The 24,592-nt window shown below is 69.9% G+C and carries 21 protein-coding genes; 12 read left to right on the plus strand and 9 right to left on the minus strand.

Annotated elements, in window-relative coordinates:
- Positions 1-43: 43 nt before the first annotated feature.
- On the plus strand, positions 44-508 hold the full coding sequence (locus FF041_RS25575; protein ID WP_153524973.1) for a GatB/YqeY domain-containing protein: 465 nt from the start codon (positions 44-46) through the stop codon (positions 506-508).
- A gap of 249 nt (positions 509-757) precedes the next feature.
- Here FF041_RS25575 and FF041_RS25580 read toward each other — a convergent pair whose 3' ends face one another.
- Positions 758-3,112, minus strand: a complete 2,355-nt coding sequence (locus FF041_RS25580) for a transglycosylase domain-containing protein (RefSeq protein ID WP_153524974.1) — start codon at positions 3,110-3,112, stop codon at positions 758-760.
- A 493-nt stretch (positions 3,113-3,605) separates the two neighbouring features.
- Between FF041_RS25580 and FF041_RS25590 the strand changes: the two genes are divergently transcribed.
- Positions 3,606-3,950, plus strand: coding sequence for a WhiB family transcriptional regulator (locus FF041_RS25590; protein WP_177149633.1), 345 nt, complete (start codon positions 3,606-3,608; stop codon positions 3,948-3,950).
- 142 nt (positions 3,951-4,092) lie between these two features.
- Here FF041_RS25590 and FF041_RS25595 read toward each other — a convergent pair whose 3' ends face one another.
- Positions 4,093-5,685: an ArsA family ATPase gene (locus FF041_RS25595; RefSeq protein ID WP_153524975.1), complete on the minus strand. Its 1,593-nt coding sequence runs from the start codon at positions 5,683-5,685 to the stop codon at positions 4,093-4,095.
- Positions 5,682-6,644: an ArsA family ATPase gene (locus FF041_RS25600; RefSeq protein ID WP_323370971.1), complete on the minus strand. Its 963-nt coding sequence runs from the start codon at positions 6,642-6,644 to the stop codon at positions 5,682-5,684. Before FF041_RS25600 ends, FF041_RS25595 begins: the two co-directional genes overlap by 4 nt.
- 374 nt (positions 6,645-7,018) lie before the next feature.
- Here FF041_RS25600 and FF041_RS25605 point away from each other — a divergent pair, with 374 nt between their 5' ends.
- The 7 genes from FF041_RS25605 (at position 7,019) to FF041_RS25630 (ending at position 14,017) form a co-directional block, all read left to right on the plus strand.
- The gene (locus FF041_RS25605; RefSeq protein WP_153524976.1) at positions 7,019-7,183 is read left to right on the plus strand and encodes a DUF4177 domain-containing protein; all 165 of its coding nucleotides are present in this window, start codon (positions 7,019-7,021) and stop codon (positions 7,181-7,183) included.
- Positions 7,180-7,656 carry a RidA family protein gene (locus tag FF041_RS25610; RefSeq protein WP_153524977.1) on the plus strand — a complete coding sequence of 159 codons (477 nt, stop codon included), beginning with the start codon at positions 7,180-7,182 and terminating at the stop codon, positions 7,654-7,656. The genes FF041_RS25605 and FF041_RS25610 overlap by 4 nt, the downstream gene beginning before the upstream one ends.
- Before the next feature lie 380 nt (positions 7,657-8,036).
- A complete protein-coding gene (locus tag FF041_RS39365; protein WP_323392692.1) occupies positions 8,037-8,474 on the plus strand; it encodes a CBM35 domain-containing protein in 438 nt (145 codons plus the stop codon).
- Entirely contained in the window at positions 8,471-11,023 is a 2,553-nt protein-coding gene (locus tag FF041_RS25615) for a PQQ-dependent sugar dehydrogenase (RefSeq protein WP_323392694.1), read from the plus strand. Before FF041_RS39365 ends, FF041_RS25615 begins: the two co-directional genes overlap by 4 nt.
- Before the next feature lie 266 nt (positions 11,024-11,289).
- Positions 11,290-12,153, plus strand: coding sequence for an NUDIX hydrolase (locus tag FF041_RS25620; protein ID WP_153524978.1), 864 nt, complete (start codon positions 11,290-11,292; stop codon positions 12,151-12,153).
- Positions 12,150-12,980, plus strand: a complete 831-nt coding sequence (locus FF041_RS25625) for an MBL fold metallo-hydrolase (protein WP_153524979.1) — start codon at positions 12,150-12,152, stop codon at positions 12,978-12,980. The genes FF041_RS25620 and FF041_RS25625 overlap by 4 nt, the downstream gene beginning before the upstream one ends.
- Before the next feature lie 152 nt (positions 12,981-13,132).
- Positions 13,133-14,017 carry an SPFH domain-containing protein gene (locus FF041_RS25630; protein ID WP_323392696.1) on the plus strand — a complete coding sequence of 295 codons (885 nt, stop codon included), beginning with the start codon at positions 13,133-13,135 and terminating at the stop codon, positions 14,015-14,017.
- Between the two features lie 172 nt (positions 14,018-14,189).
- On the opposite strand, the gene FF041_RS25635 is transcribed toward FF041_RS25630, so the two are convergent.
- Positions 14,190-14,864: a Crp/Fnr family transcriptional regulator gene (locus tag FF041_RS25635; protein ID WP_003956804.1), complete on the minus strand. Its 675-nt coding sequence runs from the start codon at positions 14,862-14,864 to the stop codon at positions 14,190-14,192.
- 246 nt (positions 14,865-15,110) lie between these two features.
- Here FF041_RS25635 and nth point away from each other — a divergent pair, with 246 nt between their 5' ends.
- From nth to FF041_RS25650, 3 genes are all read left to right on the plus strand, one after another.
- Positions 15,111-16,262 carry an endonuclease III gene (gene nth / locus FF041_RS25640; protein ID WP_407698192.1) on the plus strand — a complete coding sequence of 384 codons (1,152 nt, stop codon included), beginning with the start codon at positions 15,111-15,113 and terminating at the stop codon, positions 16,260-16,262.
- A 46-nt stretch (positions 16,263-16,308) separates the two neighbouring features.
- Entirely contained in the window at positions 16,309-17,103 is a 795-nt protein-coding gene (locus FF041_RS25645) for an NUDIX hydrolase (protein WP_153524980.1), read from the plus strand.
- Positions 17,104-17,224: 121 nt separating this feature from the next.
- Complete coding sequence (locus FF041_RS25650) at positions 17,225-18,424, plus strand: MarP family serine protease (RefSeq protein ID WP_323392698.1); 1,200 nt, start codon at positions 17,225-17,227, stop codon at positions 18,422-18,424.
- Between the two features lie 118 nt (positions 18,425-18,542).
- Here FF041_RS25650 and FF041_RS39370 read toward each other — a convergent pair whose 3' ends face one another.
- From FF041_RS39370 to acs, 5 genes are all read right to left on the minus strand, one after another.
- Positions 18,543-18,731, minus strand: coding sequence for a hypothetical protein (locus FF041_RS39370; protein WP_153524981.1), 189 nt, complete (start codon positions 18,729-18,731; stop codon positions 18,543-18,545).
- 139 nt (positions 18,732-18,870) lie between these two features.
- On the minus strand, positions 18,871-19,803 hold the full coding sequence (locus tag FF041_RS25660; RefSeq protein ID WP_153524982.1) for an alpha/beta fold hydrolase: 933 nt from the start codon (positions 19,801-19,803) through the stop codon (positions 18,871-18,873).
- A gap of 246 nt (positions 19,804-20,049) precedes the next feature.
- On the minus strand, positions 20,050-20,502 hold the full coding sequence (locus FF041_RS25665) for a phage holin family protein (protein WP_153524983.1): 453 nt from the start codon (positions 20,500-20,502) through the stop codon (positions 20,050-20,052).
- Between the two features lie 79 nt (positions 20,503-20,581).
- On the minus strand, positions 20,582-21,976 hold the full coding sequence (nhaA, locus tag FF041_RS25670; protein ID WP_153524984.1) for a Na+/H+ antiporter NhaA: 1,395 nt from the start codon (positions 21,974-21,976) through the stop codon (positions 20,582-20,584).
- A gap of 443 nt (positions 21,977-22,419) precedes the next feature.
- Positions 22,420-24,375: an acetate--CoA ligase gene (acs, locus tag FF041_RS25675; protein WP_323392701.1), complete on the minus strand. Its 1,956-nt coding sequence runs from the start codon at positions 24,373-24,375 to the stop codon at positions 22,420-22,422.
- Positions 24,376-24,592 lie beyond the last annotated feature (217 nt).

Here is a 24,592-nt window from a genome sequence, read left to right on the forward strand (position 1 = left end):
ATGGTGCCGCGCCGCCGTACCCTCACCTGCCACACTGCTTGGTATGACCACGCTCAAGTCCAAGCTCCACGAAGACCTGACCGCAGCGATCAGGGCGCGCGACGAGCTGCGCTCCGCCACGCTCCGGCTGACCCTCGCCGCCATCACCAAGGAAGAGGTGTCGGGCAAGACCGCCCGTGAGCTCTCCGACGACGAGGTGCAGAAGGTGATCGCGAAGGAGGCGAAGAAGCGCCGTGAGGCCGCCGACGCCTTCGCCCAGGGCGGCCGGGCCGAGCAGGCGGAGCGGGAGAAGGCCGAGGGCGTACTCCTCGACGCGTACCTTCCGCAGCAGCTGACGGACGACGAGCTGAAGCAGATCGTGGCCGAGGCCGTCGCGGAGGCCAGGGCCGCCGGCGCCGAGGGGCCGCGGGCCATGGGCGCCGTGATGAAGATCGTGAACCCGAAGGTGGCCGGGCGGGCCGACGGCGGCCGTGTCGCCGCCGCGGTGAAGCCGCTCCTCGCGGGCTGACCGCACCGAGCCGCCGAGCCGCCGAGCTGCCGAGCTGCCGAGCTGCCGAGCTGCCGAGCCGCCGATGCGGCGCGGCGCGGTACGGCGCATGCGGTACGCACCGTACGTACGGCGTGACGGAGCGCCTCCAGCGGTACCAGGGCCTCGCCTGATCCCCCGCGCAGAGACCACCCAGCCGTACACAGACAGAGAGGGAGGGCCCCGGGTCCGTCAAGACCCGGGGCCCTCCCTCAGCGCTGCCGCCGCCGGTCAGTCCCAGCCGCCGCTGCCCTGTCCTTCGACCACACCGTCGCCGCTGTCCTGTCCCTCGGTCGCGGCGTCGCCGCCGCCCGTTCCCTGACTGGCGGCTCCGCCGAGCAGATCGGCCGGTACGGAGATGCCGGGAATCGGCTCATTGCCGGAGTCCCCGTCACCGGGCTCCCCGTCGCCGGGCTTGCCGTCCCCCAGCCGGCCGCCGGGGCTGAAGCCCCCGTCGCTGTCGCTGTCCCCATCGCTGTCGCCGTCGCCGTCCCCGTCACCGCCGGAGCTCTCGTCCTTCGGCGCTTCCGGGAGCGTCACGCTGTTGAACGCCAGCGCTTCCCTGTTCTCCAGGGCCCCCGTCATGGCGTCCCGCCAGATCGGACCGGGAACCTCGCCGCCGTAGACCTTCGGGTGGTACTGGCCGCCGATGGTGATGTCCATCATGTTGACCTGCTGGCTCGGGCTGCCGACCCACACCGCTCCGGAGAGATTCGGGGTGTAGCCGACGAACCACGCGTTCTTCCGCTCGTCGGTCGTACCGGTCTTACCCGCGTTGGCGCGGCTCTCCAGACCCGCCTTGCGGCCCGTACCGGAGTCGGTCACACCGCTGAGCAGGGTGTTGATCGTGTCCGCCGTCCGCTCCGACATCGCCCGCTCGCAGCTGCTCTTCGGCACCGCGAGGCTCTTGCCGTCCGCCGTGCGGATCGACTCGATGGCGGTCGGCGTGCAGTACATGCCCCGGTTGGCGAAGGTCGCGTACGAGTTCGCCATCACCAGCGGCGAGATGCCCGTCGAGCCCAGCGTCAGCGGCGCGGGCGCGACCGGGAGCTTGGTGCCGTTGCCCTGCACCACGCCCAGCTTGTCGACCATGTCCACGACCGGGCAGAGACCGATTTCCTCGATCATCTGCACGAAGTACGTGTTGACGGAGAGCTCCATCGCCTCTTTGAGGCCGTACGGGCCGATTTCGGAAGCGTCTTCGTTCTCCAGGTTGGACTTGGCGTCGTTGAGCCAGGTCTTTCCGTCGCACGCGGAGATCGACGCCGGGTACGGCATCTGGTACGGCGAGGAGTACACCTGGGCCGGCGAGAGACCCTGCTCTATGGCCGCGGACGCGACGAACGGCTTGAACGTCGAACCGACCGGGAAGCCGTAGTTCGAGCCGCCGTACTTCTTGTCGACGGAGTAGTTGATCGTGGTCTCGTTCTTGCCGAAACCGTATGGCCGGGACTGGCCCATCGCCTGGATCTTGCCGGTGCCCGGCTCGACCATGGTCACAGCGGTGGCGACCTGGTCCGACTGGTAGATGTGGCTCTTGATCGATTCCTGCGCGGATTTCTGCGCCTGCGGATCCAGCGTCGTCTTGATCGTCAGACCGCCGCGGTTCCAGATCTTGGCCCGGTCCTCCCTGGTCTTGCCGAAGACCGGGTCGGCCAGGAACACCTGCTGCACGTAGTCGCAGAAGAAGCCCGCGCCGTCGACCGCGGTGATACAGCCGTTCTTCGGCCGGCTCACCTTGAGCTTGACGTCGCTCGCCTTGGCCTTGTCGGCGTCCGCCTGGGTGATGTTCCCGACGTCGGCCATGCGCTGAAGCACCACATTGCGGCGCTTGCGGGCCTCCTCCGAGTCATTGACCGGGTCGTAGCGGCTCGGGGCCTGGACGAGGCCCGCGAGCATGGCGGCCTCCTCCAGATCCAGGTCCTTGGCCGGCTTGGAGAAGTAGCGCTGGGAGGCGGCCTCGACGCCGTAGGCCTGCTGGCCGAAGAAGGTGATGTTGAGGTAGTTCTCCAGGATCTTCTTCTTGCCGAGCTCCTCCTCGACCTGGATCGCGTACTTCAGCTCCTGGATCTTGCGGCCGAGCGTCTGCTGGGTGGCCTGGGCGACCTTGTCCGGGTCGTCGCCGGCCTCCTCCACGAAGACGTTCTTCACATACTGCTGAGTCAGGGTCGACGCGCCCTGGGCCACGCCGCCGCTGGTCGCGTTCTTGTTGAGCGCGCGCAGCACGCCCTTGAGGTCGATCGCGCCGTGCTCGTAGAAGCGCGAGTCCTCGATCGCGACGATCGCCTTCTGCATGTACGGCGAGATGTCCTTGAGCGGCACCACCGTGCGGTCGCGGGAGTAGACCGTGGCGATCTCGCCGCCCTTGGAGTCCAGGATGGTGGTGCGCTGGCTGAGCGGGGGCCGCTTGAGGTTGGCGGGGATCTCGTCGAATCCCTTGACCGTCCCCTTGGCCGCGAGCCCCAGCACCCCGGCGGCGGGGAGGGCGATACCCGCGAGCACCGCTCCGGCGAGCACGCTGACACCGAGGAACTTGGCGGCTTGTTGGGTCCCGGTCAGACCGCCGCCCGAGCGCTTCTTTGGCATGAAGTCAGCCTACGTTCTCATTCGCCGGACACACGTATAGGCCTTGGCCTAAGCTGCTCTCAACTGTCACAAGAGTGTGGTTTTGCATCAAGGCATTCCCGGAATCCACAGCAGGTCGCAGCATGTTTGTAGCAATTTCGTAGCAACCTGGCTGTGTCGTCTCCGCGACGGTCCTAGTCACTATGGCCGTGGCGGGACTGGAAGCGGAATCCGGTAGTTCATGTCCGGATTCCAGCCGAATCCGCCTTATGTGCCGTCAGGCTCCCGCCCCGCCTGGGTCGATATGCCCAGCTTTATGGGGTTGGTCCGTTATGCCTTCAGGTCACTCCCCTGGGTGATCTGCCGCGTACGCATAGTCCGTTCGGGCCATTCAAGATTGGGCCCGAAGGGGGTGTTGCGGTGTGTCCGCCTTCCGTAACGTCCTCAACTGGCAGCGGTGAATATGCCGCTGCCGCCGTGGGGGAGCCTCGATTCGGGAGAGGACGGCGCCGGGATGGGCTGGGTAACCGACTGGAGTGCGCAGGCAGCCTGCCGCACTACCGATCCGGATGAACTGTTCGTACAAGGGGCAGCGCAGAACAGGGCCAAGGCGGTGTGTACCGGATGTCCGGTGCGGACCGAATGCCTGGCGGATGCCCTCGACAACCGAGTGGAGTTCGGTGTGTGGGGCGGAATGACCGAGAGGGAGCGGCGCGCTCTGTTGCGCAGGCGGCCCACGGTCACCTCATGGCGCAGACTCCTGGAGACCGCGCGTACGGAGTACGAGCGCAGCGCGGGCATTCTGCCCGTGGGTCTCGATGATGATGAGACATATGAGACATACGCGGCGGTGGGATAGGCGCCGGCAGACGCGTGGGCGGCGTCCAGGCATATGTACGGACGCCGGGAACGCATAGGCGTCCAGGGCGCGTCGATCGGACGGCTCAGCGGTCTGCCTCGGATATGCGCCGAAGCGCATATGCCTATACGGCCTCGGCTGCCTATACGGCGTCGGCCGATGTCGCGTGGCCACCGGTCGCGAGCTGGTCACCGATGGCTCGGAGCCCCGCCACATCGTGTACGTCGCCGGGCAGGGCGGACACCATTGCCACCGCCACCTCGGGGTGGAGCGCGGTGAAACGGTCACGGGTGCGCTGTTCGCGAGCGAGTACCTGCATCCTTTCGGCATGCAGGCGCAGCAGACCCGCCGTCAGCTGCTCCACGGTCTGCTGCTCGGCGGCGTACTGCTCCGGGACGTACTGCTCCGGGTGGTGGGGCTCCATGTCGTGCGGCTCAGGGGCGTACTGCTCGGTGTCGTGCGGCTCGGTGTCGTGGGGCTCCATGTCCTGCGGCCGGGCGTTCTGCGGCTCGGCGCCGTCCTGCCGGCCGGTGCGCGGGTCTACGGCGCGATGGTCCGCGGCGGCGGGGAGTGCCGCGGAATCGGGTGCTGTGGAGCGGCCTGCTGGGGGGGATACGGCCGCTTCGGTGGTGGGCTCGGGGCTCTCGCACTGCTCGGGGTGGTGCGGTGGGGTGTGATCCACGGCCGGGGCTTCGGGAGAGGCGTCCGTGGTCTCACGAACACCAGTCTTCCCGACCCCCTGATCCACAATGCCGTTCTCGTCAAGATTTTCTGACGTACTTCCCGAGGCGAGGTTCTCCGCCGCGGCGAGCGCTCGTTCCGCCGAGAGCCGGTCCGCACGGCTGCCGTGAACCCGGTTGAGGATCAGCCCGGCGAGCGGCATGCGCTCCTCCGCCAGCCGCTCCACGAAGTACGCCGCCTCCCGCAGCGCGTCCCGCTCCGGCGCCGCCACCACCAGAAAAGCGGTGCCGGGCGCCTGGAGCAGCCGGTAGGTGGCGTCCGCCCGGGTGCGGAAGCCGCCGAACATCGTGTCCATCGCCGTCACAAACGTCTGTACGTCCCGCAGCAGCTGGCTGCCGAGCAGCTTGCCCAGCGTTCCGGTCATCATCGACATGCCGATATTGAGGACCTTCATCCTCGCCCGGCCGCCCACCCGTGCCGTAGCCACCAGCAGCTTGATCAGCTTGCCGTCCAGAAACGACCCCAGCCGCTTGGGCGCGTCCAGAAAGTCCAGCGCGCTGCGCGAGGGCGGAGTGTCGACGACGATCAGATCCCATTCGTCCCGGGCGCGGAGCTGGCCCAGCTTCTCCATCGCCATGTACTCCTGGGTGCCCGCGAAACCGGCCGACAGGGACTGGTAGAAGGGGTTCTCCAGAATGGCGCGGGCCCGCTCGGGGTCCGCGTGCGCCTCGACGATCTCGTCGAAGGTCCGCTTCATGTCGAGCATCATGGCGTGCAGCTCGCCCCCGGCGGCTGCGGCGTCGGGAGCTATGCCCGCCACCCGGCGCGGAGTGTTGTCCAGCGAATCGATCCCCAGGGACTGGGCCAGCCGGCGGGCCGGGTCGATGGTCAGCACGACCACACGACGGCCGCGCTCGGCCGCCCGTACGCCGAGAGCCGCCGCGGTCGTCGTCTTGCCGACCCCGCCCGAGCCGCAGCACACGATGATGCGGGTGGCCGGATCGTCGATGAGCTGGTCGACTTCGAGAGGCGTCGCCGACGCTTCCAGGGTCATGAACCGGTCCCTTGCTTCCGCAGTTCCTTCGCCAGTTGGTAGAGCCCGGCCAGGTCGACCCCCTCGCTCAGCAGCGGGAGCTCATACGACGGCACCTCCAGCCGGTTCAGCGTGTCCCGCTGCTCACGCTCCAGCTCAACACGTTGAGCGTGCTCGACGGCCTGCTCCAGCAGAGGTGTCACCAGCTTGGCCGCGCCGCTCACCCCGGCCGCCGTGAGGGCCTTGGCGATCTCCTTGCGGCGGTCGCCCGAGGCGCTGCGCACCGCGTCCCCGTCCAGGATGTGCGGACGCACCATGTTCACGATCACCTTGCCCACCGGCAGGTCGGCGGCGTGCAGCTCGGCGACGCCGTCCGCCGTCTCCTGAACCGGCATCTCCTCCAGCAGGGTCACCAGATGGACGGCGGTCTGCGGGGATTTGAGCACGCGCATCACCGCCTGGGCCTGATGATGTATCGGCCCGAACTTCGCGAGCCCGGCCACTTCGTCGTTCACATTGAGAAACCGGGTGATACGGCCGGTGGGCGGCGCGTCCATGACGACGTAGTCATAGGCGTACGCACCCTGCTTGGTCCGGCGGCGTACGGCCTCGCACGCCTTGCCCGTCAGCAGGACGTCGCGCACCCCGGGCGCGATGGTCGTCGCGAAGTCGATCGCGCCGAGTTTTTTGAGGGCCCGGCCCGCGCTGCCGAGTTTGTAGAACATCTGGAGGTAGTCCAGCAGCGCCCGTTCGGCGTCGATGGCCAGCGCGAAGACCTCGCCGCCGCCGGAGGAGACGGCGATCTTCCGTTCCTCGTACGGAAGCGCTTCCGTCTCGAAGAGCTGCGCGATGCCTTGTCTCCCCTCGACCTCGACGAGGAGAGTCCGCTTTCCCTCGGTCGCGAGGGCGAGCGCGAGGGCGGCGGCGACCGTGGTCTTACCGGTGCCGCCCTTGCCGCTGACGACCTGGAGCCTGCTCACGTATTCGAGCCTAACCAGTCGCGCCGCGCGCTACGCACGGGACGGGTGCGGGCTGCGTCACGCCGGGGGCGGGGAGGGGGAGCGGCGAGGGCGGAACCGGGGCGGCCGGGAGCCGGCCGGGACGCGGGCGGGAGCCGGCCAGGACCCGGCCAGGACCCGGGCGGGACCCGGCCAGGACCCGGGCGGGACCCGGGTACGAGCCCGGGAGGGCGGCGGGAACCGGGACGGCCGGGGCTCGCCCGGCCCCCGGCCGTTCCCGTCGTCGCCCCGCTTTCCGCCGCCGTCACGGCCCCCGGCCGCCCCCGCCGAGACCTGCTGTCGGGCACCCGCTGGCTGCGCGCCGAGCCGCTCATCCGTGCGGCTACAGTCGCCCCATGACCACTAAATGGGAATACGCCACTGTCCCCCTTCTCGTACACGCGACCAAGCAGATCCTGGACACCTGGGGCGAGGACGGCTGGGAGCTCGTCCAGGTCGTCCCCGGGCCGAACAACCCCGAGCAGCTGGTGGCGTATCTGAAGCGGGAGAAGTCCGCATGAGCGCCGCCGGCGCCGTCGAGGCCAGGCTCGCCGGGCTGGGGCTGACGCTGCCGGAGGTCGTGCCGCCGCTGGCCGCCTATCAGCCCGCCGTCGTGTCGGGGGCGTACGTCTACACGGCGGGTCAGCTGCCGATGGTGGAGGGCAAGCTTCCGGTCACCGGGAAGGTGGGGGCCGAGGTCACCGCCGAGGAGGCCAAGGGCCTGGCCCGGGTCTGCGCCCTGAACGCCCTGGCGGCCGTGAAATCGGTCATCGGCGATCTTGACCGGATCGCGCGCGTGGTGAAGGTCACCGGCTTCGTCGCGTCCGCCTCGGACTTCACCGGGCAGCCCGGCGTCCTCAACGGTGCGAGCGAACTGCTGGGCGAGGTGCTCGGCGACAAGGGTGTGCACGCGCGCAGCGCCGTGGGCGTCGCGGTGCTGCCGCTGGACGCTCCCGTCGAGGTCGAGATCCTGGTGGAGCTCGTCCAGGGCTGAATCGCCCGCTACCGACCCCATGGCCCCGCGCCTGCCGATTTCCGGCGGGCCGGGGCCTTGTCGATGTGCGGTGACCGGATGTGCGGTAAACGCTTGCATCGCTCTTGACGCGGACACGTCGACGGGTGTGACCTGTTCATGGATGGGAACGTTTCCTATCCATCTGAATCCGTACGCCGACTCCCTGTGCTCTCGCCGGGCATCGAAACCCCGTTGACCGGCGGCGACGCCGATCCGGCCGTGCTGGATTCCGGCGGGAGCCGTCCCCCCGAGCTGTCGCCCTCAGCCGCTCGACGCCATCCGCACCATCTGAATTCGCCCTGAATTCATCTGAAAGTTGAATATCGCCTGAATTGACCCCCAGGAATATGGAGGGATCAGTGGCATCAACCCCCCGCCTCCGCCCCCGCCGTTCGCGCAGAGCGACCGGCGTCCTCGTGGCCGTGGCCACAGCAGCGCTGACCATGGCCCTGCCGCCGCTCGGCCATGCGCAGCCGGGACCGGTGGCCGACCGGGCCGCAGCCGCTCCTGTGCGGTACGAGGCCGAGTCCGCGACCATCTCCCAGGGCGCGACCGAGTCCAACCACACCGGCTTCTCCGGAACCGGCTTCGTCAACTACACCAATGTCGTCGGCAGCTATGTGGAGTTCACCGTCAACGCCCCGGCCGCCGGCCCCGCCGCCCTGGCGCTCGGATTCGCCAACGGCACCTCCGGCAACCGCCCCCTGAACATATCGGTGAACGGAGTGTCCGCCGCCGATCTGGACTTCCAGCCCACCGGAGCCTGGACCACCTGGTCCGCCATGACACCACGGTGACGCTCAAGGCGGGCAGCAACACCATCCGGGCCTCCGCCGGCGCCGCCGAGGGCGGCCCCAACCTCGACTACATCGATGTCACCGCCTCCGACGGCCAGGCGGGCACGGAGTACGAGGCCGAGTCCGGGACCGTCTCCCAGGGCGCCATCGAGTCCAACCACGCCGGTCACTCCGGCACCGGCTTCGTCAACTTCCAGGCCGTGACCGGCGCGTACGTCGAATTCACCGTCTCCTCCGCGCAGACGACCGCCGCGAAGCTCGACTTCCGCTACGGCCTCGGGGCCGCTGCCGCCCGTGCCATGGACATCACCGTCAACGGCGCCCCGGTCGCCGATGACCTCTCCTTCCCCGGCACCGGTGCGTGGACCACCTGGAAGACCGTCAGCGCCACCGCCACGCTCCAGGCCGGAACCAACCGGATCCGCGCCACCACATCGTCCGGCGACGGGCCCAACCTGGACAGACTCAACGTCACCCCGACCGGCCCGGCCGACACCGAGAAGCCGGCCGCGCCCGGCAATCTCCGCAAGGACCAGGAGCCCACGGTCTCCTCCGTCTCCCTGGCCTGGGACGCGGCCACCGACAACGTCGGCGTCACCGGCTATGACGTCTACCAGCACGGCCAGCTGATGAAGCAGGTCGACGGGAACACCCTCGCCGCCACCGTGACGGGCCTGGCGCCCGAGACGGCGTACGACTGGACCGTCTTCGCCCGGGACGCGGCGGCCAACGTCTCCGTCGCGAGCAACGCGGTCACCATCGCCACCCTGCCCGCCCCGCCGGACGACCAGGCGCCCACCGTGCCGGGTGGTCTGCGCTCCACCGGCAAGACCGCGGCCAGCGTCGATCTCGCCTGGAACGCCGCCACCGACAACGTGGGGGTCACCGGGTACGAGATCTACCGCGACGGCACCCTCGCCGGAACCGCGGACGGCACGACCAGCACCGTCGCGGGCCTGACCGCGAACACCGCGTACGCCTTCAAGGTCAGGGCGTACGACCTCAAGGGCAACAAGTCGGGCTTCTCCTCGGAGATCACCGTCACCACCAGCGGCGCCCAGCCCGGCGGGGTTCCCGATCCGGGCACCGTCTCCACCCTCGCCAGCGGGGTCGACGTGGCCTGGGGCCTGGCCTTCCTGCCGGACGGCGCGGGCGTCTACACCGAGCGGAACACCTTCAACGTCTACCGGCTCACCAAGTCGGGCACGAAGACCCTGCTCGGCAAGGTGCCCAACTCGCAGACCACGGGCGGCGAAGGCGGCCTGATGGGCGTCGAGGTCAGCCCGAACTTCACCAGCGACCGCTATCTGTACTTCCTGCACACCTCGTCCGACGGCAACCGCCTGGCGCGGATGAAGCTGGAGAACAACGCGCTCAGCGGCTACACCGTACTGCTCGACGGCATGGAGAAGAGCCGCTTCCACAACGGCGGCCGACTCCGCTTCGGGCCGGACGGCAAGCTGTATGTGTCGATGGGCGACGCCCAGAGCGCCAGCCGCGCCCAGGACCGCAACTCGCTCAACGGCAAGATCCTCCGTATCAACCAGGACGGCAGCATCCCCTCGGACAACCCGTTCGGCAACGCCGTGTGGTCCATGGGGCACCGCAATCCGCAGGGCATCGACTTCGACTCCAAGGGCCGGTTGTGGCAGGCCGAATTCGGCAACAGCAACATGGACGAGGTCAATCTGATCCAGAAGGGCGGCAACTACGGCTGGCCGAACTGCGAGGGCACCAGCGGCAGCTGCTCCGGCTATATCGCCCCGAAGAAGACCTGGCCGACCTCATCGGCCTCGCCCAGCGGTCTGACGGTCGTCAACGACCATGTCTTCGTCGCCACGACCCGCGGTGAGCGCGTCTACCGGATGAGGATCGACGCGAGCTCCAACCTGGTCGATCAGAAGACGTACTTCCAGGGAACCTACGACCGGCTCCGTACGGTCGAGGTGGACCACGACGGCGACATCTGGCTCACCACCTCCACCGACAAGGACGGCACCAGCGGCAACGACCGCATCCTGCTGATCGACATCAACTACTCCGGCGGCCAGACCGGTGAGTTCAAGCTGACCAGCGGCGCCTTCGGCGACAACGCCGCCATCCCGGCCAAGTACACCTGTGCCGGGGACGGCGCGGCGGGCCAGGACCCCTCGCCGCCCCTGTCCTGGGGAGCGGGCGGCACCGGTGCGCTCAGCTATGCGATCGTCTTCGCCGACACCAACAACAACGGCAATAAGCTCCACTGGGCGATCTGGGACATCCCCGCGGCCAAGCTCTCCCTGCCCGAGGGGCTGGGAGCGGGCTTCGCCGTGCCGGGTCAGGACGGAGCCAAGCAGAAGGCCATGGGCAGCGGAGCGAACGCCCAGAAGTACTTCGGCCCCTGTCCGGGCGGCTCCACCCACCCGTACTCCTTCACGCTGTACGCGATGAACACGGCGACGGTCCCGGGGATCGGCTCCAGCTCCTCGATGCCCCAGATCGAAACGGCCATCAAGAGCGCGAGCACGGCGAACGTGAAACTCCGCGGCAACTCCAACGCGACCGCCTGACCCCGGCTGTCCAGGAGAGCGCCAGGGGCGGCCGGGAACCTTCCCGGCCGCCCCGTACCGCTCCGTACCCGCCGTTGTGCTGCCCCGTACGGCCTGTACCGCCCCGCACCGCCCCACGCCGCCTGTATCGCCCCGTACCGCCTCCAGGGCTTCACCGGGCGTGTTTCACGTGAAACATCCCCCGGATGGCGGCTCACCGGGCTCACCGGGGCCGCCGGGGCCGATGGCCTCTCGAACATCCACGCGTGAGCGTTTAGCATCCGCCCATGTCCAATGGTCAGTGGTACCCCCCGGAGTGGCCCGACCGGATTCGCGCGCTCGCCAGCGGTGAACTCACGCCCACGACGCCCAAGCGGGCCGCGACCGTGATGCTGCTGCGCGACACGGCGGACGGCGTCGCCGTGCATATGCTGCGCCGACGCACCTCCATGGCCTTCGCCGGAGGGGCCTACGCCTATCCGGGCGGTGGCGTCGACCTCCGCGACTCCCGGCCGGTCCGCTGGGGCGGCCCCTCGCTCGCGGTCTGGGCCGCGCGGCTCGGGGTGGACGAGGCCGCCGCCCAGGCCATCGTGTGCGCCGCCGTCAGGGAGACCTTCGAGGAGGCGGGCGTACTGCTCGCGGGTCTCACCCCGGACACGGTGATCGGCGATACGACCGGACCGGAGTGGGAGGCCGACCGGCAGGCGCTGGTCGACCGGGAACTGGCCTTCGCTGATCTCCTGGACCGGCGCGGACTGGTGCTGCGCTCGGATCTGCTGGGCGCGTGGGCCCGCTGGATCACCCCAGAGTTCGAGCCGCGCCGCTATGACACCTGGTTCTTCGTCGCCGCCCTTCCCGTCGGTCAGCGGACCCGCAACGCCTCGACGGAAGCCGACCGCACGGTGTGGATCCGCCCCTGCGACGCGACCGCCGGCTATGACCGCGGCGAGCTGCTGATGATGCCGCCGACGGTCGCCACGCTGCGGACCGTCGCCCCGTACGCCACCGCCGCCGACGCGCTCGCCGCGGCCGACGGGCGGGATCTGACACCGGTGCTGGCCAGAGCCGAGATGGCGGACGGTGAACTGGTGCTCAGCTGGCCCGGCCATGAGGAATTCACCAAGCACATCCCGAGAGGAGGTCCGCGATGACGAACGCGGCCTCGCTGCCGGGACAGCCCCGCGGCGGGGTGCTCTCCGGGCCCGCCACCGCTCGTGCGGTCAATGTCCTCGCGCCCAACCCGTCCGCGATGACGCTCGACGGCACCAACACCTGGATCGTCTCCGAGCCGGACTCCGCTCTCGCCGTCGTCATCGACCCCGGCCCCCTCGACGACGTCCATCTGCGCCGGGTCGTCGCCACCGCCGAGCGGGCGGGCAAGCGGATCGCGCTCACTCTTCTCACCCATGGCCACCCCGACCACGCCGAGGGCGCGGGGCGCTTCGCCGAGCTCACCCGAGCCCCTGTCCGCGCCCTCGATCCGGCGCTGAGACTCGGTGACGAGGGGCTCGCGGCGGGCGATGTGATCCGGACCGGCGGCCTGGAACTACGGGTCGTCCCCGCCCCGGGCCACACCGCGGACTCGCTCTGCTTCCATCTGCCCGCCGACCGGGCCGTACTGACCGGAGACACCGTCCTCGGCCGGGGCACGACGGTCGTCGCGCATCCGGACGGACGGCGCGGCGACGATCTCGACTCACTGCGCCGGCTGCGCTCGCTGACGGTCGACGACGGGGTGAGCACGGTGCTGCCGGGCCATGGGTCCGTATTGGAGGACGCACAGGGCGCGGTGGAGTTCTATCTGGCCCATCGGGCCCATCGGCTCGCCCAGGTGGAGACGGCGGTCGAGGACGGCTGCCGTACGGCGGCGGCGGTGGTCGCGCAGGTGTACGCGGACGTCGACCGATCGCTGTGGCCCGCGGCGGAGCTCTCCGTACGGGCTCAGCTGGAGTATCTGCGGGAGCACGGTCTGATCTGACACCCCTGCCCTGCCGCCCTGCCGCCCTTCCGGTCCCGGGGAACGGCGCCGGTGCCCGGGTGAGAACCGGTGTGCGGCCCCCGTGCGTCAGGGCTGTCAGCGGTGCTTTACGCTCCGCCTACAACCGGCAATTGCCCCTGGGGGGATCCCACGTGTTCGTTCTCTTCGTCCTGCTCGCCATCGCGGCCCTGGTGCTGTACCTCGTCGGCCGCGGCCTTGAGCGCCAGGGGCTGAAACTCGGCGCCCTGGCCGCGCTGATAGCCGGCCTGCTCTCCGGTGTCGCCAGCTGCGTCCATGTCGTCAGCGCCTACGAGGTCGGCGTGCCGGTCACCTTCGGCAAGGTCGGTGCGCCGATGACCTCGGGCATGAACATCACCTCGCCGTTCACGAACGTCACCACGTTCTCCACCCGGCCCGTCGACCTCAACCTCTCCGACAAGGACGTGGTCGAGGTGCGCTCCCGGCAGGGCGGTGTGATGTACGTCGAGGTCACCGTGAAGTGGGCGGTGACCCCGGCCAAGGTGGTCGAGCTCTACAAGCTGGCCGGCAGCGAGAGCGCCATCCAGCAGCGGCTGGTCTTCCCGGACAGCCGGGAGATCATCCGTAACGTCTTCGCCCGCCACACCAGCGAGGAGGGCTACTCCTCCGCCCGCGAGAAGATCAACACCGAGATCGGCGATCTGATCAAGGAGCGGCTCGCGCCGCGCGGAATCGATGTCACCACGGTCAATCTGCGCAACGTGAAGCCCTCGGACCAGCTCCAGGAGCAGATCGACCGCAAGATCCAGCAGCAGCAGGCCACCGAGCGGGCGACCGAGGCCGCGCGTACCGCCGAGGCGGAGGCGGAGCGCCGCAGGATCGAGGCCGAGGGCATCGCCAAGGCGAACCGCATCCTGGACGGTTCGCTGAGCGACGACGTCCTGATGAACGAGTGCATCGACGCCTTCAAGGAGGCGGCGGCCAAGAACCCGGTGTACGCGGTGCCGTGCGGCGACGGCAGCGGCAATCCGCTGATCGTGGACGGCAGCAAGAACTGAGTTCGGGGGCGGGCGGGCTGCGGCGAAGGGGCGTACTCGCCCCCCGGGGACGGAGCGCGGCGAAGGGCCGCCCCCGCCCTCGTAGAAGGGTCATGGCGAAGGGCCGCCCGGAATCGTCCGGGCGGCCCTTCGCCGTGTATGACAGGCCGCCGTGCCTGGCACGGCGTCCGGGTCAGCGCGAACGCTTGGCGAGGCGCTCCACGTCCAGCAGGATCACCGCGCGGGCCTCCAGCCGGAGCCAGCCGCGCTGCGCGAAGTCGGCCAGCGCCTTGTTCACGGTCTCGCGGGAGGCGCCGACGAGCTGGGCCAGCTCTTCCTGGGTCAGGTCGTGGACGACATGGATGCCCTCCTCCGACTGCACGCCGAAGCGGCGCGACAGGTCCAGGAGCGCGCGGGCCACCCGGCCCGGGACGTCGGAGAAGACCAGGTCGGACATCTGGTCATTGGTCTTGCGCAGCCGGCGGGCCACGGCGCGCAGCAGCGCGGTGGCGACCTCTGGCCGGGCGTTCAGCCAGGGCTGGAGGTCGCCGTGGCCGAGGCCGAGCAGCTTGACCTCGGTCAGCGCGGTGGCGGTGGCGGTGCGCGGCCCGGGGTCGAAGAGGGAGAGCTCACCGATCAGCTCGCCCGGACCGAGGACGGCGAGCATGTTCTCGCGGCCGTCGGGGGATGTGCGGTGGAGCTTGACCTTGCCCTCGGTGACCACATAGAGGCGGTCACCGGGGTCGCCCTCGTGGAAGAGCGCGTCGCCGCGGGCGAGCGTCACCTCACTCATCGAGCCGCGGAGCTCCGCGGCCTGCTCATCATCGAGCGCCGCGAAGAGCGGGGCGCGCCGCAGAACGTCGTCCACGAGTTCTCTCCTTGTCGACCTGCTCAGGGACCCTGGCCCCCCATGATGCCGGACCGCACAGCGCCGGTCCGGGGGACACCGCGTAGGACAGCCTGCCCGCCGCGGACCCTTGGCAAGTAAATATTCGTGCGATCAATCACAACAAGTCTGACGCACTGGTGGCTCTGCTCGTGCGGCAGGGGCCCGATTGGGTCCGGATTACTGGTGACCGGGGCGGATGTCAGTGGTGGACCGTACTCTGGCCGGGTGTCCAATTCGCCGGTGAGAGCGCAGGCCAGAGGGGCTGGAAGAGTGTCCGCCAAGCAGGATTCCGCTGTGGGCGAACATCTGTCGAGCGATGCCCAAAAAGCCGCAAAACATTCTAAAACGGACTCGCGTTCGGCGCGTGCGGAGCCCGGGGCCGCCGGAACCCCGGCATCGTCCCCGAGGGCCCCCGTATCGCCCCCGGGCGGATCGCGTGGAGCGGGGCGGAAGCCGTCGCGGGAGACCGAGCGGCAGCCGTCGGGCGGGGCCGGAGGAAAGCCGTCGGACGGGGCCGGACGAAAGCCGTCGGGCGGATCCGGGCGGAAGTCATCGAATGGGGCAGAACGGAAGTCGTCGGGCGGATCCGGGTGGAAGCCGGAGTCCCGGTTGGCGATGGTCCGCCGGGCCCGCCGGATCAATCGCGAGCTGGCCGAGGTCTATCCGTACGCCCACCCCGAGCTGGACTTCCGTAACCCCTTCGAGCTGCTCGTCGCCACCGTCCTCTCCGCCCAGACGACGGACCTGAGGGTGAACCAGACGACGCCCGCGCTCTTCGCCAGATACCCCACGCCCGAGGACCTGGCCGCGGCCGAGCCCGAGGAGCTGGAGGCGATCATCCGCCCCACCGGCTTCTTCCGCGCCAAAGCCAGATCCCTGCTGGGCCTCTCCGCCGCGCTGCGGGACGACTTCGGGGGCGAGGTGCCCGCCCGGATAGAGGATCTGGTCAAGCTGCCCGGCGTCGGCCGCAAGACGGCCTTCGTGGTCCTCGGCAATGCCTACGGCGTCCCCGGGATCACCGTCGACACCCATTTCGGGCGGTTGGCACGCCGCTGGAAGTGGACCGAGCAGGAGGACCCGGAGAAGGTCGAGGCGGAGATCGCCGCGATCTTCCCGAAATCCGAGTGGACGATGCTCTCCCATCGGGTGATCTTCCATGGCCGCCGTATCTGCCACTCCCGCAAGCCCGCCTGCGGGGCCTGTCCGATCGCGCATCTCTGCCCGTCGTACGGGGAGGGCGAGACGGACCCGGAGAAGGCCAGGAAGCTGCTGAAGTACGAGATGGGCGGCCAGCCGGGCCAGCGGCTGAACCCGCCCCCGGACTATCCGGGCCGGCCGGCGCCGCCGCTCGCGCCACCGGCGGAGGGGGCCGGATGACGGAACGATCCGCGCGGCCCGGCGCGTTGTGAGTGAGGGGGTGCCCATGCGTACAGGGGAAGAGACGTCCGGCAGGGTCTGTGAGGCCGATGTGCACGATGGCGACACATCCGCGCGCCGCGCGGGGCGGGAGGCTTCCGCCGCCGCCCCAGGCGGCGATGTCCGGGGCGACGGCGAGGTCATCGTCAGCGCCGAGGGCCTGCCCGAATGGCTCGACCCCGTCGTCCGGGCCGCGGCCACCGTCGAGCCCCGGCAGCTCAGCGCCTTTCTGCCGCCCAAGAGCGGATCAGGACGCCAGTCCGCCGTTCTGATCCTGTTCGGCGAGGGCGGCGCGGGCCCCGAGCTGCTGCTGATGGAGCGCTCGGGCACGCTCCGCGCGCATGCCGGACAGCCCGCCTTCCCCGGCGGTGCGCTCGACCCCGAGGACGGCGATCCGGCGGGCGCCGGCCCTCTGAGGGCCGCGCTGCGGGAGGCCCGCGAGGAGACCGGACTCGATCCGGCCGGGGTCCAGATCTTCGGAGTGCTGCCCCGGCTCTACATCCCGGTGAGCGGATTCGTCGTCACCCCGGTCCTGGGCTGGTGGCGTGCCCCGAGCCCGGTCGGCGCGGTCGACCCCGCCGAGACGGCGCGTGTCTTCACCGTTCCGGTGGCGGATCTCACGGACCCGGCCAACCGGGCGACCGCCATGCACCCCAGCGGCCACCTCGGTCCGGCCTTCACCGTCGAAGGGGCCCTGGTCTGGGGCTTCACCGCCGGAGTGATCGACCGGATACTGCATTTCGCGGGCTGGGAGCGTCCCTGGGACCGAGCCAAGCGGGTCAGCCTGGACTGGCACGCATGACAGGCTGACCCTCCGAAAACCACGGCCGGACCGACCCCGGCGACGCGACGGATCCGGCATCCGGCGCGGACCGGACCGACCATCCGGTGACGAAGGCGATGAAGCTGCGAGGCAAACGACGGTGAACGTGCTGGACATCCTGTTGCTGATCGCCGCCGTATGGTTCGCGATCGTCGGCTACCGACAGGGCTTCGTCGTCGGCATCCTGTCGGTGACCGGGTTCCTCGGGGGCGGACTGATCGCGGTCTATCTGCTGCCCCTCATCTGGGACCGGCTGACGAACGAGTCGGAGGTGTCCACCACCGCCGCGGTCGTCGCCGTCATCGTCGTGATCGTCTGCGCCTCCGTCGGCCAGGCATTCACCACCCATCTGGGCAACAAGCTGCGCCGGTACATCACCTGGTCACCCGCCCGCGCCCTGGACGCCACCGGCGGCGCGCTGGTCAATGTGGTCGCGATGCTGCTGGTCGCCTGGCTGATCGGCTCCGCGCTCGCCGGGACCGCGCTGCCCACGCTCGGCAAGGAGGTCCGCAGCTCCAAGGTGCTGCTGGGCGTCTCCCAGGTCATGCCCGATCAGGCCTCCACCTGGTTCACGGACTTCTCCTCCGTCCTCGCGCAGAACGGGCTGCCGCAGGTCTTCAGCCCGTTCGCCAATGAGCCCATCACCGATGTCAAGGCGCCCGACCCGGCCCTGGTGGGCAGCCCGGTCGCGGCCCGCGCCCAGCGGTCCATCGTCAAGGTCGTCGGCACCGCGCAGAGCTGCAACAAGGTCCTCGAAGGCACTGGGTTCGTCTTCGGCGAGCGGCGGGTCATGACCAACGCCCATGTCGTGGGCGGCGTCGATGAGCCGACCGTGCAGATAGGCGGTGAGGGACGGCTCTACGACGCGACCGTCGTGCTCTACGACTGGCAGCGCGACATCGCCGTACTGGACGTGCCCGAGCTGGACGCCGAGCCGCTGAAGTTCGCCGACCCCGACGCCCGCTCCGGGGACAGCGCCATCGTCGCCGGCTTCCCGGAGAACGGCGCCTACGATGTGCGCTCGGCGCGGGTCCGCGGCCGGATCGACGCCAATGGACCCGACATCTACCACCGGGGCACCGTGCGCCGCGACGTCTACTCGCTGTTCACCACGGTCCGCCAGGGCAACTCCGGCGGCCCGCTGCTCACCCCGGAGGGCGAGGTGTACGGGGTCATCTTCGCGCGCTCGCTCGACGACCCCGACACCGGCTATGCCCTGACGGTCGATGAGATCGCCGGAGACATCAAGGCAGGTCTCTCCGCGAACCAGCAGGTGGACAGTGAGGGATGTGCGATGTAGGGGCCTGCGCCGGGGCCGTTTGTGGGGCCCGGGAGCGCCGGCCTCGGGTCACCGTCCGGCGGGTCCCGCCGTATGGGCGGGGCAGCCGGACGGCGGGGGACCGCCAGGGGCGGTGGTCTCAGTGGCGGGTATGCCGCAGCCGCGCGGATACCCAGCGCGCGCGACGCCTCAGAATGCGGGGGATTCCGATCCCCTGCGCCGAATGATCGTGGCCCCGGCCTTGCGGGCCATCACTGTTGCGGGAGCCCGGCCCATCAGCCGAGCGACGGTTGCGTGCCGCGTCACCGTAGTCGTACGTCCAGCCCATACCGGGACGTGTGCCCGTGCCCCAAGGTCGGTAACCGTGTCAGGGGTGCCCAATTGGCCTATGCGCCGGGCAATTGGCTGTTCGTCGTACAAGCGTTCTCCGGGACTGGGCACCGAGGCCCGGACCGCCGCACCCCGTGCTACCGGCGGTCCGGCTCCGGATCCTTCAGCCAGTTGATCAGTTCGGAGGAGAAGGCCACCGGGTCCTCCTCGTGCGGGAAATGGCCGAGACCGTCGAACAGCCGCCAGCGGTAGGGCGCTTCCACGTACTCTCCCGAACCCGCTGCGCTGCGCGTCCGCATCGCCGGATCCAGCGATCCGTGCAGATGCAGGGTCGGCACCCGCACCGGGCGCTTCATCCGGCGGTTGAACTGGATCCCGTCCGGCCGGGCCATCGACCGCACCATCCATCGGTAGGGCTCGATCGAGCAGTGCGCCGTCGACGGAATGCACATCGCCCGCCGGTAGACGTCCAGGGCCGGCTCCTCCGGCGGCTTGGGCCCGGACCACTCCCGGATCAGCTCGCCGACCAGGGCTCCTCCGTCCGCGACCAGCTGACGCTCCGGCAGCCATGGCCGCTGGAAGCCCCAGACGTACGAACCGGCACGGCTCTGTGAGAAGTCCGAGATCATCGCCGAGCGCCAGCGGCGCGGATGCGGCATCGAGGAGACGGCGAGCCTGCGCACCAGCTTCGGCCGCATCACCGCCGCCGTCCACGCCAGATAGCCGCCCAGATCATGGCCGACGAGCGCCGCGTCCGGCTCGCCGAGCGAGCGCACCACCCCGGTGATGTCGAGCGCGAGGTTGGCGGGGTCGTAGCCCCTCGGCGTACGGTCGCTGCCGCCCACGCCCCGCAGATCCATCGCCACCGCCCGGTATCCCGCTTCGGCGAGCGCGGGCAGCTGATGCCGCCAGGTCCACCAGAACTGCGGGAAGCCGTGGAGAAGGAGTACCAGCGGCCCGTCGCCCATCTCGGCGATATGGAAGCGCGCGCCATTGGCCGCCACGTCGCGATGGGTCCAGGGACCTTCGATGCGTACGGGGCTGCCGCTACCGGTATCAGGGGCCGTCATGATGACGAGCGTGCCACACCCGGACGGGTCGTGTGCGCCCCGTCCGTCCGGGCGGTGAGCGCCCGGGCAGGGCGGAGCGCCGGTCCGGGGCGGCGGAGTGCCGGGGAGGCCCGGCGACGGGGCGGCGGAGCGCTGGGGAGCGGGCGGGGAGGCCCGGCGACGGGATGGCGGAGTGCCGGGGAGGCCCGGCGGAGGGGCGGGCGCGGGCCCCGGCGGAGGGACGCGCCCGCCGCCGGATCCCGGGGCTCAGGCCGGGAGCCGCTCCTGCCCCTCGGCCTCCGGCTCATGGCCCGGCCGGGGGTGCGGCTTGACGTTCTGGAGCACGGCCGCCGTCTGCTTGGCCGAGGCGATGGACCGCTCCGGCGGCTTGACCTTCTTGAACTTGGAGATCGCCAGCAGCGTGAGCAGCGCCGCCAGCACCACGAACGCCCCGCCCACGATCAGAAACGACCAGGCCAGGCCGAGTCCGAGATTGTGGATCCCGTACGCCGCCGCGAAACTGAACACCGGCAGCGAGAACAGCGCGAAGACGCCCGCGATGCCGATGGCCACCGAGCCGATCGCCCCGCGCTTGACGTCCTGCCGGATCTCCGCCTTGGCCAGCGCGATCTCATCGTGCACAAGCGCGGACATCTCGGCGGTCGCCGAGGCGACCAGCTGGCCGAGACTGCGCTCGGCACTGGTGCCGGGGTCGCTCATCGCTGCTCCCTCTCTCCTGGGGTCCGAGACTCTTCTGTTCCTCGTCAGGCCCCGGAAAACTTCCGGGTCCGACATCAGATCATGCCGGACGCCCGTCGTCGCCGCGCGACGCCCCCGCGACTTCGGCCAGGCGGCGGTGCTCGGCGGCCTTCTTCTCGTGGATCGCGGCCATCCGCAGGTGGTACTCCGGGTTCTCCAGCTCGTAGACGTCCGGGATGCCGTCCTGGTCCTCGTCGCGCTCCTCGTCGTCGACGAGCGCCCGGTACTTCCGTACGCGCAGTTTGAGCAGGACCCCGGCCAGCAGGGCGGCTATCAGGGAGCCCATCAGGACCGCGGCCTTGATCTCGTCGGTGAGCCCGGGGTCGCCTGCGAAGGCCAGCTCGCCGATCAGCAGCGAGACCGTGAAGCCGATGCCGGCGAGGGTCGCCACGGCGAAGACATCAGGCCAGGCCAGATCCTCGTTCAGCTCCGCCCGGGTGAACCGGGCCGCGAGCCAGGTGCCGCCGAAGATGCCGACGGCCTTGCCGACCACCAGCCCGAGCACCACGCCGAGGGTCTCGGGCTGGGTGAAGACATCGCCGATCGCGCGGCCGGAGACGCTGACGCCCGCCGAGAAGAGCGCGAACAGCGGCACGGCCAGCCCCGCCGAGATCGGGCGCACCAGATGCTCGATGTGCTCGCCGGGGGAGTGCTCCTCGCCCTCGCGGCGGCTGCAGCGCAGCATCAGGCCCATGGCGACGCCGGCGATGGTGGCGTGTACGCCGCTGTTGTACATCAGCCCCCAGACGATCAGGGCGAGTGGTACGTACACGTACCAGCCGCGTACGCCCTTGTGCAGCAGCAGCCAGAAGACGGCGAGGCCGATGACGGCGCCCCCGAGCGCGGTGAAGTTCAGCTCGCTGGTGAAGAAGACCGCGATGATCAGTATCGCGAAGAGGTCGTCCACGACGGCGAGGGTGAGCAGAAACGCCCGGAGCGCGGACGGCAGCGAGGTGCCGATGACGGCGAGTACGGCGAGCGCGAAGGCGATGTCGGTCGCGGTGGGGACCGCCCAGCCTCTGGTGGAGCCGTTCCCGATGACGTTGACCAGGGTGTAGACCAGCGCGGGCACGGCCATACCGCTGATCGCGGCGATGACGGGGAGGGCGGCGGCCTTGGGGTCGCGCAGTTCGCCGGCGACCAGTTCGCGCTTCAGCTCGATACCGGCGACGAAGAAGAAGATCGCGAGCAGTCCATCGGCGGCCCAGTGCTGGATGGAGAGATCCAGCCCGAGCGCCGCCGGGCCCAGATGGAAGTCGCGCAGGGCGTCATAGCTGTCGGACAGGGGGGTGTTGGCCCAGATCAGCGCGGCTATGGCGGCTATGAGAAGAAGGACGCCGCCCACGGTTTCGGTGCGCAGGGCATCGGTGACGAAGGTGCGCTCGGGCAGGGAGAGACGGCCGAGGAATTTACGCTGGTTGGATGCGGCGGCCATGGAGGAACCTCCGGTCGGTCGGGCAGGACTGAGCACATGCCGACCAGACTTCCCGGCGCACCTTGGCTTTCTTGTCGCGTCTTTGACGCTTTCCTTACTTTACCTAAGGGCACAAGACCTCGGATCGGGGTCTTCCGACCTCGCACCTCGGCGGGTCCGGGGTATATCCGGTGATTTCCACTTCATTCTTACCTTATGGGGCCGGAGGCGATCGGCGCCCGGTGAAGGCCCACGGGCTGGTACGGGCCCGGGGCCAGGGAGCGCGAGCCGGTACGGGCCCGGGGCGGGCCCATGAGCCGGCGCGTGGGGCGGCCCCGGGAAACGGCGCGGGTTCGTGGCACGGCCCCGGGACTGGCGCGGGCCCCGGATGCGCGGGCCTGGAAAACGGTAACGGGCACCCGGCGTACTGCTGCCGGGTGCCCGTTACGCGGTGTCTGGGGGGATCAGTCCTCCGACGACGCTCCCGGCAGTCGCGTCTGGATCAGATCCATCACCGAGGAGTCGGTGAGCGTGGTGACATCGCCCAGCTCCCGGTTCTCCGCCACATCGCGCAACAGCCGGCGCATGATCTTGCCGGAGCGGGTCTTCGGCAGCTCCGCCACCGGCAGGATCCGCTTGGGCTTGGCGATCGGGCCGAGCGTCGTCCCGACATGGTTGCGCAACTCCGCCACCAGGCCCTCGTCCTCGTGCGCGGTGCCGCGCAGAATCACGAACGCGACGATCGCCTGCCCGGTCGTCTCATCGGCCGCGCCGACGACGGCCGCCTCGGCGACCTTGGGGTGGGAGACGAGCGCGGACTCGACCTCGGTGGTCGAGATGTTGTGTCCGGAGACCAGCATCACGTCGTCGACCCGGCCCAGCAGCCAGATGTCTCCGTCGTCGTCCTTCTTGGCGCCGTCGCCCGCGAAGTACTTGCCCTCGAAACGCGACCAGTAGGTGTCGATGAACCGCTGGTCGTCGCCCCAGATGGTGCGCAGCATGGACGGCCACGGCTCGGTCAGGACCAGATATCCGCCGCCGCCGTTCGGGACCTCGTTGGCCTCGTCGTCCACGACGGTCGCCGAGATCCCGGGCAGCGCGCGCTGCGCGGAGCCGGGCTTGGTCTCGGTCACACCGGGCAGCGGCGAGATCATCATCGCGCCGGTCTCCGTCTGCCACCAGGTGTCCACGATCGGGGTCTTGCCCGCGCCGATGTGCTCCCGGTACCAGATCCACGCCTCGGGGTTGATCGGCTCGCCGACCGAGCCGAGCACGCGCAGGCTGGACAGGTCGAACTTGGCGGGGATGTCGTCGCCCCACTTCATGAACGTACGGATCGCGGTGGGCGCGGTGTAGAGGATCGTGACCCCGTACTTCTGCACGATCTCCCAGAACCTGCCCTGGTGCGGGGTGTCGGGCGTGCCCTCGTACATGACCTGGGTCGCGCCGTTGGCCAGCGGCCCGTACACGATGTACGAGTGACCGGTCACCCAGCCGATGTCGGCGGTGCACCAGTAGACGTCCGACTCCGGCTTGAGGTCGAAGACGGCCTGGTGGGTGTATGCGGCCTGGGTCAGATAGCCGCCGGAGGTGTGCAGAATGCCCTTGGGCTTACCGGTGGTGCCGGAGGTGTAGAGGATGAAGAGCGGGTGCTCCGCGTCGAACGCCTCGGGGGTGTGCTCGGTGGGCTGGCGGTCGACGATGTCGTGCCACCACACATCGCGGCCCTCGGTGACGGCGGTGTCCTCGCCGGTGCGCCGGACCACGAGGACATGCTCGACCTGCGGGCACTTGGCGACGGCCTCGTCGATCGCGGGCTTGAGCGCGCTGGGCTTGCCCCGGCGGTAGCCGCCGTCGGCGGTGATGACCAGCTTGGCGTCGGCGTCCTGGATACGGGAGGCGACGGCGTCGGCGGAGAAACCGCCGAAGACCACCGAGTGCGCGGCGCCGATACGGGCGCAGGCCAGCATGGCCACGGCCGCCTCGGGGATCATCGGCAGATAGACGGCGACCCGGTCGCCCTTGCGCACACCCAGTTCGGTCAGGGCGTTCGCGGCGCGGGAGACCTCGTCCTTGAGCTGGGCGTAGGTGATGGCCCGGCTGTCACCGGGCTCACCCTCGAAGTGGATCGCGACCCGGTCGCCGTGTCCGGCTTCGACATGCCGGTCCACACAGTTGTAGGCGACATTGAGCTTGCCGTCCGCGAACCACTTGGCGAAGGGCGGATTGCTCCAGTCGAGGGTCTCGGTCGGCTCGGTGGCCCACGTGAGCCGCCGTGCCTGCTCGGCCCAGAAGCCGAGCCTGTCCGCCTTGGCCTGCTCATACGCCTCCGCTGTCACATTGGCGTTCGCGGCCAGTTCGGCCGGCGGGGCAAACCGGCGCTCTTCTTTGAGAAGATTGGCCAGGCTCTCGTTGCTCACGACATCTCCCTTTCCCAGGGCGTCTTCTGTGCGTATGTGTCCGGGCCATAGCTCACCAGCCGGAGGGCCGGGTGACAAGAGCCTTCCGATAATTGGTTTAGACCTATCGGGTGGTGGGGTGGGGCCCGGGGCCATGGGGAGCGCTGTGACGGCCCGCCGGCGTTCCGGCCGCCGGAGGTGTGCCGGGGGCGTCCGCCGGAGGTGTGGCGAGGGGGCG

This window comes from Streptomyces jumonjinensis (assembly GCF_009600885.1).
Taxonomy (GTDB): Bacteria; Actinomycetota; Actinomycetes; order Streptomycetales; family Streptomycetaceae; genus Streptomyces; species Streptomyces jumonjinensis.

Excerpts from the sequence above, each read along its gene's own strand:
- FF041_RS25580 (WP_153524974.1), bottom strand. The coding sequence starts at position 3,112 with ATGCCAAAGAAGCGCTCGGGCGGCGGTCTGACCGGGACCCAACAAGCC.
- FF041_RS25575 (WP_153524973.1), top strand. The coding sequence starts at position 44 with ATGACCACGCTCAAGTCCAAGCTCCACGAAGACCTGACCGCAGCGATC.
- FF041_RS25605 (WP_153524976.1), top strand. The coding sequence starts at position 7,019 with ATGACCACTAAATGGGAATACGCCACTGTCCCCCTTCTCGTACACGCG.
- FF041_RS25620 (WP_153524978.1), top strand. The coding sequence starts at position 11,290 with ATGTCCAATGGTCAGTGGTACCCCCCGGAGTGGCCCGACCGGATTCGC.
- FF041_RS25660 (WP_153524982.1), bottom strand. The coding sequence starts at position 19,803 with ATGACGGCCCCTGATACCGGTAGCGGCAGCCCCGTACGCATCGAAGGT.
- FF041_RS25590 (WP_177149633.1), top strand. The coding sequence starts at position 3,606 with ATGGGCTGGGTAACCGACTGGAGTGCGCAGGCAGCCTGCCGCACTACC.
- FF041_RS25625 (WP_153524979.1), top strand. The coding sequence starts at position 12,150 with ATGACGAACGCGGCCTCGCTGCCGGGACAGCCCCGCGGCGGGGTGCTC.
- FF041_RS25645 (WP_153524980.1), top strand. The coding sequence starts at position 16,309 with ATGCGTACAGGGGAAGAGACGTCCGGCAGGGTCTGTGAGGCCGATGTG.
- FF041_RS25665 (WP_153524983.1), bottom strand. The coding sequence starts at position 20,502 with ATGAGCGACCCCGGCACCAGTGCCGAGCGCAGTCTCGGCCAGCTGGTC.
- FF041_RS25610 (WP_153524977.1), top strand. The coding sequence starts at position 7,180 with ATGAGCGCCGCCGGCGCCGTCGAGGCCAGGCTCGCCGGGCTGGGGCTG.
- nhaA (WP_153524984.1), bottom strand. The coding sequence starts at position 21,976 with ATGGCCGCCGCATCCAACCAGCGTAAATTCCTCGGCCGTCTCTCCCTG.
- FF041_RS39370 (WP_153524981.1), bottom strand. The coding sequence starts at position 18,731 with ATGGGCTGGACGTACGACTACGGTGACGCGGCACGCAACCGTCGCTCG.
- FF041_RS25595 (WP_153524975.1), bottom strand. The coding sequence starts at position 5,685 with ATGACCCTGGAAGCGTCGGCGACGCCTCTCGAAGTCGACCAGCTCATC.